Source organism: Christensenella sp. (genome assembly GCF_034927525.1).
GTDB lineage: Bacteria > Bacillota > Clostridia > Christensenellales > Christensenellaceae > Christensenella.
Map to the genome: position 1 here is coordinate 1 of NZ_JAYFPU010000292.1, position 9,061 is coordinate 9,061.

General features: G+C 47.7%; 7 protein-coding genes, 1 tRNA gene and 1 other RNA gene. 6 read left to right on the top strand and 3 right to left on the bottom strand.

Features of this window, described 5'->3' with window-relative positions; translation table 11 throughout:
• On the top strand, nucleotides 1-843 hold an 843-nt coding region (locus VB081_RS11805; RefSeq protein WP_323401002.1), incomplete at its 5' end, for a sugar phosphate isomerase/epimerase family protein.
• Between the two features lie 63 nt (nucleotides 844-906).
• Here the strand turns inward: VB081_RS11805 and VB081_RS11810 are convergent.
• Genes VB081_RS11810 through VB081_RS11820 form a run of 3 tightly spaced genes read right to left on the bottom strand, consistent with a single transcriptional unit; the run spans nucleotide 907 to nucleotide 5,363 of the window.
• Entirely contained in the window at nucleotides 907-2,289 is a 1,383-nt protein-coding gene (locus tag VB081_RS11810; RefSeq protein ID WP_323401003.1) for a bifunctional diguanylate cyclase/phosphodiesterase, read from the bottom strand.
• Nucleotide 2,290: 1 nt separating this feature from the next.
• A complete protein-coding gene (locus VB081_RS11815; RefSeq protein ID WP_323401004.1) occupies nucleotides 2,291-3,877 on the bottom strand; it encodes a PDC sensor domain-containing protein in 1,587 nt (528 codons plus the stop codon).
• A gap of 22 nt (nucleotides 3,878-3,899) precedes the next feature.
• Nucleotides 3,900-5,363: an extracellular solute-binding protein gene (locus tag VB081_RS11820; protein ID WP_323401005.1), complete on the bottom strand. Its 1,464-nt coding sequence runs from the start codon at nucleotides 5,361-5,363 to the stop codon at nucleotides 3,900-3,902.
• 158 nt (nucleotides 5,364-5,521) lie between these two features.
• Here VB081_RS11820 and ssrS point away from each other — a divergent pair.
• From ssrS to VB081_RS11845, 5 genes are all read left to right on the top strand, one after another.
• A non-coding RNA gene (ssrS, locus tag VB081_RS11825) (6S RNA) lies at nucleotides 5,522-5,702 on the top strand.
• Between the two features lie 4 nt (nucleotides 5,703-5,706).
• Nucleotides 5,707-5,780: transfer RNA gene (locus tag VB081_RS11830), tRNA-Gln, on the top strand.
• 109 nt (nucleotides 5,781-5,889) lie between these two features.
• On the top strand, nucleotides 5,890-6,900 hold the full coding sequence (locus VB081_RS11835; RefSeq protein WP_323401006.1) for a LacI family DNA-binding transcriptional regulator: 1,011 nt from the start codon (nucleotides 5,890-5,892) through the stop codon (nucleotides 6,898-6,900).
• 407 nt (nucleotides 6,901-7,307) lie between these two features.
• A complete protein-coding gene (locus VB081_RS11840; protein ID WP_323401007.1) occupies nucleotides 7,308-8,381 on the top strand; it encodes an inositol-3-phosphate synthase in 1,074 nt (357 codons plus the stop codon).
• Nucleotides 8,382-8,420: 39 nt separating this feature from the next.
• On the top strand, nucleotides 8,421-9,061 hold a 641-nt coding region (locus VB081_RS11845), incomplete at its 3' end, for a carbohydrate kinase family protein (protein WP_323401008.1).

A 9,061-nucleotide genomic window follows, 5' to 3' on the forward strand; every position in this document is an offset into this window, starting at 1 on the left:
AAGATCAAGGCGGGCGGTTTTTCGTGCGTACAGCTTGATGTTTCCTTTAAAGACTGTGACGCGACAAAGGAAAGACTTACCAAGGAAAAAGCAAACATGATCCGCGACAAATTCCGTGACGCAAACCTGCCCATCGTGGCAGTTTCCGCCTACACAAATTTTGTACACAGCGATCCTGTGCAGCGAAAAAAGAATATGGATTACTTAAAGAGCATGATGGAGCGCGCTCTCGACTTAGGCAGCCCATATGTGGCGAGCGAGACGGGCACCTACTGCTCTGACAGCGACTGGGTATGGGATGATAAGAACGCGACGGAAGAAGCATATGAGGAGGCGTGTGCGGCCATCTACGAGCTCACGAAATTCGGCCGCGAGGTAGGCGCGACATTCATCATGGAAAATTACGTGAATAATGTGATCGGCTCGATCGAGCAGGTACAGCGCGTTTTTAAAGACGTGAATATGCCAAACCTGAAACTGATCTGCGATCCGACGAATTATTTTGACCAGAATAATATAGGTGATGTAGACGGACAACTGGAACGTGTGTTCAATGCACTGGAAGACAAGATGGTCATCGCGCACGCGAAGGACATCAAGCTTGCGCAGAACATGGGCGAAAAGCATGCGGATATCGATGCGGACGAATCGCACAGTTTCCGCGGTTCCGGGGCGGTCGAATTGCCCGCGGCGGGGCTGGGCGTTCTCAATTATGATCTGTATATGAAATTACTTGGTAAATTTCATCCCAATATCCCGCTCATCATCGAGCACCTGGACGAAGGGGACATCCCGCGCGCGAAGGCATTTGTAGAAGGCGCACTCAAACGTCAGGGCGTATAAAAGATCAAATGAAATAGATCAGGGATAATAAAAAGGCGTGTAACCTTATGGTTATGCGCCTTTTCATTCTTCATTTTCTTCTGCGAAGAACTTTCTGATCTCCGCGGCCCGCGGGCATTGCTCCGCAGGCTCGAGGGTTGGCTTCCCAACGTAGAAGCCTTGCAGGTAATCGACTCCATAAGAAATGAGCATACGCATTTCAGCGGCAGTTTCAACGCCTTCCGCAATGGTCAGGATATTCCTGCTTTTGAAATAGGCAAGAAGGTTCTCAATAAGCATCTGGCGGTTTTGATCTGTATCGACATTGCGTACAATGGACATATCGATTTTGACATAGTCTGGGTTGAGCGACAGAAGTACAGAATCATTGCTATATCCTGCCCCATAATCGTCAATGGCGATCTGCGCATTCCACTTTTGAATATAACGTATTTTCTCTTTTAAAAAGAATTCATTCAAGTGCTCGCTTTCCATCAGTTCAAATACAATGTGGTCGAGCATTCCGTGGAATTCCTCGCGGAATGCAAGAATGTCTTCTTCGTCAAGCATCTGACAGGGTAGGGTATTGACAAAAATTTTATGACCTTCAAGCGCGTCCGGATATTGGGCAAAAGCGAGCATGGAACAAAATAGCGTTAGTTTTTCAACGCGATGAAGCTGGACCTGTGAATGCGCGATGCGCAGAACGTCGGACGGCGTGATCAGAGTCTCGGAGTTGGGGCGCATAAGCGCTTCGTAGGCAAAAATATCGCCCGTTCGTGCGTTCACGATCGGTTGGAATGAATAATCAACAGATTCTTGCTCTAAAATCAGGTTCAACTCTTCATCGCTGTGCAAAAGGAAGGCATCGCGATCATAAAGCGAACGATCAAATTCAGCAATGCGTCCTTTGCTCGTGTTTTTGACGGTATACATGGCAAAATCGGCATACTTGATCAGGTCAAAATAATTAGACGCATCGTCCGGATACCATGAAATGCCCACCGACGCGCGGATACGTGATTCTGTCGCACTGGGAAGATTGACGGGCGTAGCATCCATATCCGCTTTTATGGAATTGATGATACTGCGTATCTCGTCTTTGCTGTCGTAACCATACAGGAAAATATAAAATTCATCTCCTGACATGCGCGAAACGATCGCATTGTTATGCAGCATAAACTGTTTGAGTACGTCCGCTGTTTTACGAATGTAGGTGTCGCCGTAGTCGTGCCCGTAGGTATCGTTGACATATTTTAAGTTATCCAGATCCCACAACATGAATGCTGCGGTCTTGATGGATGAAGCGTGACGGAACAAATCCTGCATATAAGCATGGAAGGCACGACGATTTAAAAGATTGGTCAGCAGGTCGTAATCCCGTTCATATTCGATTTTACGCCGCTCGAGCGTTTCCTGCGTGATGTCGGACAGCACGCCAAGACACGCGCTCTCTCTGTAGATCACCTTAAGGCGCGTCGCCCGAGCCCAAAGAAATCTTTATAATGTAAGTGTTTTCTTCCGAACAGTCTTCATGATATGCAGCAAATTCCTGTAGTTTTTTGTCGAATTCCGCCGCCGGCATATAGTAGGAGTGCAGATCGGATTCCGGCAATCCAAACAAGGAGAAGAAACGGCCGGTGATCAGCACCTGGTTCGTTGCGGGGAAATACTCGAATGCGCCGATAGAAATATTAGCAGCCTGTATGATCTGTGACAGCTTGGAGGCAGCCTGCGAAACGTCATGGTTCAGCGTTTCTACCGCGTCGGCAAGGCTGTCGATCTCTGTAATATGTGTTTTGGGAAAAACGACAGGCAGCTGCGCGCTGGAAGTGCGCATGATACCCACCAGCGAAGAAATAGGGCGCGTCAGCCTGCGGCCGACGACATTGATACAGATGAGGCCGAATACCACCGCAATGGCAAGGGAGAGCAGCACCATTATTATGACTTGAAAAGAAGAATCCAGCAGATAACGTCCCTCGATAAAGCCGGACAAGACCCATTGATCCTGTTCAAACGGCGTGTTGGTGTTGTACAGGCGCAACGGCTGGATATTGGCGTACACGTTGCCCGTAACGTGATCGTTTTTTGCAAGCTCATAAATACCCTCATAGTCTTTCTTATCGACAAGGGTGGTGGTAGCGTCGCTGCCGATCATCTGCTTTGCCATAGGGCCGCTCGTGACAACGTTTTTGATTGTCCCTGAGCCGGACGAGGCGATACCAAGAAGGTAAGAACCTTTTCCGTCCATATTGATCTCGTCATAGGGGAGCAGGGAAGCAAGATAATCTGTTGTGATGCTCGTCCCCAGCACGCCGACTACAGTACCGTCTGCTGTGCGCAGCGGGCGCGTATAAGAAATCACGTTCTGGGACGAACCGGGTGATACCTGTCGCGGTATGCTCCAATATCCCAGGTCTTTTGATGCAACATCCGGATAGTTTTTTCCTGCATCAAATGCGTTATAGTAAAAAAGACTTGCCGGATCGGCGGGATCGAGTGTAAAGTCAGGCGTCCAGGTACTATTCAAGGAAAAACCAAGCTGCTTGGTTACAGAAGAAGGAGCATACTCGATCAGCAGATCAGAATTATCCGCAGAATTGGTCGTAGCGTCCATATCCGTGAAATAGACGCCGGATTTCGTATCGGAACCGTCCGTCCCGTTCAGGATCAAAAAGGTACCGCTCACACCGCTTTCCCGCAGCAGGGAGACAAGATCGTCCGTGACTGCGCCCAAAATCTGCGGCTCTATGGATGGGTCAATGTTTGTGGGTACGATACCTTTTTCAGCAAGTACAGCGTCGATCTTTGCTGAAATATTGTCCTCGAAATAATCGAGGTTGGCCCATTGCTGTACCATCTCATTTTGCAGGTAGTTTTTACGGCTTAAGGTACGGCTTGACAGGATATCGAAGGAATTACTATTCAGGTGGCGGATCGCTCCGCCAAACAAAAAGACACACGCAAACAAGAGCGCCTGAATGACCATGATGATCAAAAGAGGAATCATAAATTTTCTGAAAATGGATTTTTCTTTGATCTCAACGGACATAAATACCTCTTGCCCCGACAGCTTATTTTTGCGTATCGTTAAGCTTCTGCGTTAGTTCGTCAAGCCAAGCATTGAAATTCTCATCCGTATCATAAGCAGCTACCGCGTCAGTGCGGCTTGTCCCTCCAGCAATCGCAGCGACGACAGCCTCACGGTCGGTCTTGGCTTTATCCGAAAGGGAGTACTCTAAGACATTGCGTGCAGCAAGACCGTTTTCAAAGGCTGTGCTGGTATAAAGCTGGTCACTGTTGACCTCGTCGATCGAAACGATGATAGACGCTTCGAGCGCCGCATTCTGCTCCTCAACATTGTCTGAAAAAGCCTTTTTGATCAATTCTTCGCTGGCAGCTTCTTTTTTGACAGGCATATAGCCGGAGCCGATAGAAAAATCAATGTTACGTTGTGCGTCGGTAAACCATTTCAAAAATTCGGCTGCCGCGTACTCAGTTGTTTCGTCAGACTTTGTAACGACCATGCCAGCGCCCTGCTGGATGCTGTAACGCTCAGCGCCTTCGAAACAAGGGTTTTTTAATACTTCACATTCGATAGGATAGCTTTCATCATCGTTTACCGTCACCTCGCGCGGGAAGTAAGCCGATCCGCTTGTCGAACATACAAGGGCGATCAGGTCGCCCGTCTTCGCGTCGTCGGAACGGAACTTGCCGTATGCGCCGAAATAGCCGTTGATATAAGGAATATAGTAATTATCCCAAACCTTGCGCAATGCCGCCTCGTCCAGATTGAAGTTTACGTTTCCGTCTTCACCGACATCAAAAATAGAAATGCCCTGCTGCTTCATGCCGCTGATGATGTAATTCGCGACCGCATCCCGTCCGAAGAACGCCTTGCCGTCGTCCGGTGTGTCGGTCAGGCTGTCCGTCCACTCATAATACTTAGCGGCAATATCGCTTACGCCCTCGATGGTCGCAAGATCTTCATATGTAGCCCCGGTAGCTTGTGCGAATTTGTCCCAGTCGGTTTTGTTGACCATCATGACTTCGGTGGATTTCGCGATGGGGAATATCTTCAATGATTTATCCTTATCAAAACGCCCTTCGTCAATATAAGAAGGGAAGTATGCGTCCAGTTCTTCTTTTGTAAAATAAGGATCAAGATCAGCGACAAGACCAAGCTGGTCAACGGCATATGCTGTGTCGGAATATGCGGCAAAGATATCAGGGATATCGTCCGCGCCCACTTTTTTGTTGGAAGCGTCTACCACTTTATTGAGTAGTTCGTCTATGCTGCCCTGGCTGAAAGCTTCGACAATGATGCCTTTTTCAAGGCCTACCGACTCATTGAACTCAGTAACGAGATCGTCAAAAGCGATCTTCTGCGGACCGTTATAATAGTGCCATAACTCCAAAGTGACGGGATTTGCCGGATCGGGCTTAGATGTTGCGCCGGGAACAGAGCATCCGGCCACTAAAAATACAACCGCCGTAAGCACGGCAATCAACTTCGCAAATAATTTACATTTATACAATTTCGTTTCCCCCAAAATTTCCTTTCATATATAATAGCATACCTGACGAAAAAAGTATATAATGGTAAGAGAAGAAAAGCAATAAAAAAGTACGGAGAAAAGTTTGGAATTAGGGTTTACAACCGGGAGGCGCTATGTTATTATAATACACGGTTAAAAGATTCCTGGGGTGTGCGTAATGCTTTGTGTTTTAAACCCACGTTCTAGATTCGGGAATCCAGCGTCTTTTCAGTTGTGAGCACGTCTGCTACGCGCAGGAAGCCTAATGCTGATAGCAGGATACCCACCTGCCGAGAGGCGGGTGTTAGAATTCAAGGCGTACGGCACTTTGGGATATAATAATAGCCGAATGGTGTAACGGTAACACTAACGACTCTGACTCGTTCATTTAAGGTTCGAATCCTTATTCGGCTGCCAAAAGCCCCTGCCAGATATGGCGAGGGGTTTTTATTTGTTGCAAAAAGGCGTAGGATTCACTATACTGAATGCGTAATCATTCACAAATTGCATCCTAAAGAGGTATCGTATGCGTAAGCTTGTTACACTCAAAGATATTGCCGAACGGGCCGGAACCAGCATCAATACGGTTTCAAAAGCTTTGAGGGATCATCCGCAGGTTTCAGAAAAAAAGAAAAAAGAGATTTTGCAGTTGGTAGAGGAAATGCACTACATCCCTAATATCGCGGCAAAGAATCTCAGAAGGCGGAAGACCAACTTTATCGGCCTGATCGTCAGTGATAATACAAACCCTTACTTTGCGCATATTATTAATGTCGTACAAAAAAAGCTCAAAGAGCAAAAATACTATACGCTGATTTTTAACAACAATGAAAATGTTGAAGACGAACTCGGCATTATCCGTGAAATGTGCGGCCTCAATGTTGAGGGTGTACTTTTGACGCCGGCGCTCGGCAATGAGAAAAGCGCCGCGCTTCTTCGCAAATACAATATCCCGTACGTCCTGATGAACCGTTATATTGAAAAAGGGAAGGACAACTATGTCGTAGCGGATGACGAAAAGGCTGGCTATCTGGCAACGCGCCATATGCTTGCGAGAAAGCCGCGCCAGACGATGTTCATCAACTATTTCGATTCGGTATCGACAGCGGTTGACCGGCAAAGAGGTTATGAGCGCGCGCTGAAGGAATACGGCATCACACCTGACCCCAAATGGGTATCTTCCGGTTGTATGGGCAAGGAGGAAGGCTTTGAAGCGATGTCGAAAATGCTGCTAACGGAAAAGGCTCCTTTTTCTGTTCTTTGCTACAACGATTATATTGCGTTGGGCGCGCTGTCGGCGCTGTATGGTTATCAATACAAGATACCGGAAGAAGTCGCAGTCATGGGTATCGATAACGCGGAATGCTACTTTATTGGCTCGTACGGTCTTTCCACCGTGAATATTCCGATCCAGGAGATCGCGGAGCGGAGCGTGGAGCTTTTGATGAGTATGATCGAAGCGCAGGGGCAGAAGAAAAAAATAAAACCCGTACAGATCACGGTAGACCCGGGTATCGTCGTCCGTCAAACCACCTGATTTATTGAATTAATGAAAAACACTATTGACAGTTCTATTTTGCTGTGATACCATTGCATTAAAAGTTAACGTTAACTTAATTTCTATTCAAGACCAACGCAAAAGAACAAAACATAGAAATGCAGAGCAGTATTTTTTACAAAAACGATGCAATGCAGAAAATAAGTTAACGATAATCCGACTAAAATCCCATAATCACTCTCTTAAATAGTTAGACTACAAAACCTTATGTACTTTGAAATTTACATACCGGCAGTTAGTTTTACCACATTGGATTAACGTTAACCCTAAAAGGGGGGATATGATCCATATAAGGAGAACAGAAGCACTGAGGTATTTTAACTAGTTCATCTGGCTATGCAACATAGCTTGGATAAATTATCTATTCATATGGAGGTATGAAACAAATGGGAAGCAAGAAGATCAGGTTGGCATTGGTCGGCGTTGGCAACTGCGCTGCATCGCTCGTGGAAGGGCTTTATCTTTACACGGACAAAAATGTAGCGGACGAAGTGGGCGGGCTGATGCATTACAACCTCGGTGGCTATGAGCCAAAGGACGTTCAGGTGGTCGTGGGATTCGATGTGGATTCCAAGAAGGTGGGCAAGGACGTAAGCGAGGCGATCTGGGAATGGCCGAATTGTGCGTATGAGATCGGCAAAGTACCGTTTATGAACGCGCCAGTACTGCGCGGCCCGGTTCTTGACGGCGCACCGGAGCATCTGCGTCACTATTATGGCAAAGATTATTTTGATATTGATGAAACGGAGCCGCCGGTAGACGTTGCACAGGCGCTGAAGGATTATAAGGTGGACGTGATCCTGATCAACCTGCCGACAGGCTCGCATGACGCGGCTCGCGCTTATGTGGATGCAGCAAAAAAAGCCGGATGCGGTGTGGTAAACGGAATACCGGAGTTGCTTGCAAGTGATAAGGAAATCGCAAAAAGCTGTGAACAGGCGGGTATCCCGATCCTCGGCGACGACTGGAAGAGCCAGATCGGTGCAACGATCGTGCACCGTGCGCTAATGAAATTGTTTGAGGACAGGGGACTGAACATCAAGAAGTCCTATCAGCTCAACTATGCCGGAAATACGGACTTTATCAATCTTGTGATGCGCGGCGAGACAAAGCATGTAACAAAGCATGATGCAATCTCGAGCCTGCTCAAAAAAGACGTTCCGATCGCTCCGGGATTTGCGTTCGTCGATAATCAGGGAGACCAGAAGACGGCATATATACTGATCGAGGCGGCGAAATTCGGCGGTGCGCCTGTAAGGCTGCAGTTGCACCTTGAGGTAGAAGATGCGCCCAACTCGGCCGGCATCAGCATCGACGCAGTGCGTTGCTGCAAGCTCGCGATGGACAAGGGCATGTCGGGTGCGATCGAAGCACCGTCCTCCTATTTCTTTAAGCATCCGCCGGTACAGTTCCCGGACGATACGTGCAGGGAGATGCTGGAAGAATTCATCGAAGGATAACAACCGGATCGTAAAAATATAAAATGGGGAGCAATGGAAATGGCAAGTGAGATCGACGTAGTCGTTGTAGGCAATATTATCAAAGAGACCATAGAGTTCCAGGACAGGCGTATTGGCCCTGTACTTGGCAGCCCGGCAGCCTATTCAAGCATTGTGATGGCTGTGCAGGGCAAAAGGGTAGGCTTGGTGAGTTATTACGGAAATGATATGGACACGATCGTTTCTGCGTTCGATATACTTGACCGCAGGGGGATCATGGATCATGACTATACGACAACTAACCTGCTTGTGTACAAAGCGGATGGCACAAAATATGTGAACTACCAGCGGAAAGCGCCAAGCCTGTACTTTGAGGATATTTATCCGGAATATCTCACTTGCCAGTATTTCAAGATCTGCCCGATGGACTATGAGGTGGATGTGAGTCTGGTGCAAAAGCTTGCGGAACGCGGAAAAACGGTGTTTGTCGATCTGGGCGGCTATGGCGGCGCAACCAGCGACATCCGTTATTCTGTGGATGAAGGCAAAGGGAAAAAGGTCATAGAAAGTCTATGCAAAAACGCTGCGATCATCAAAGCAAGTCAGGAAGACTTAGCGTCCATATTCCCCGGTCGGACGGCGGAAGAGGCGGCGGAGATTATGAATGGGTATGGCTCTACGGATATCGTCGTCACGATGGG

Excerpts from the sequence above, each read along its gene's own strand:
- VB081_RS11840 (WP_323401007.1), top strand. The coding sequence starts at position 7,308 with ATGGGAAGCAAGAAGATCAGGTTGGCATTGGTCGGCGTTGGCAACTGC.
- VB081_RS11815 (WP_323401004.1), bottom strand. The coding sequence starts at position 3,877 with ATGTCCGTTGAGATCAAAGAAAAATCCATTTTCAGAAAATTTATGATT.
- VB081_RS11835 (WP_323401006.1), top strand. The coding sequence starts at position 5,890 with ATGCGTAAGCTTGTTACACTCAAAGATATTGCCGAACGGGCCGGAACC.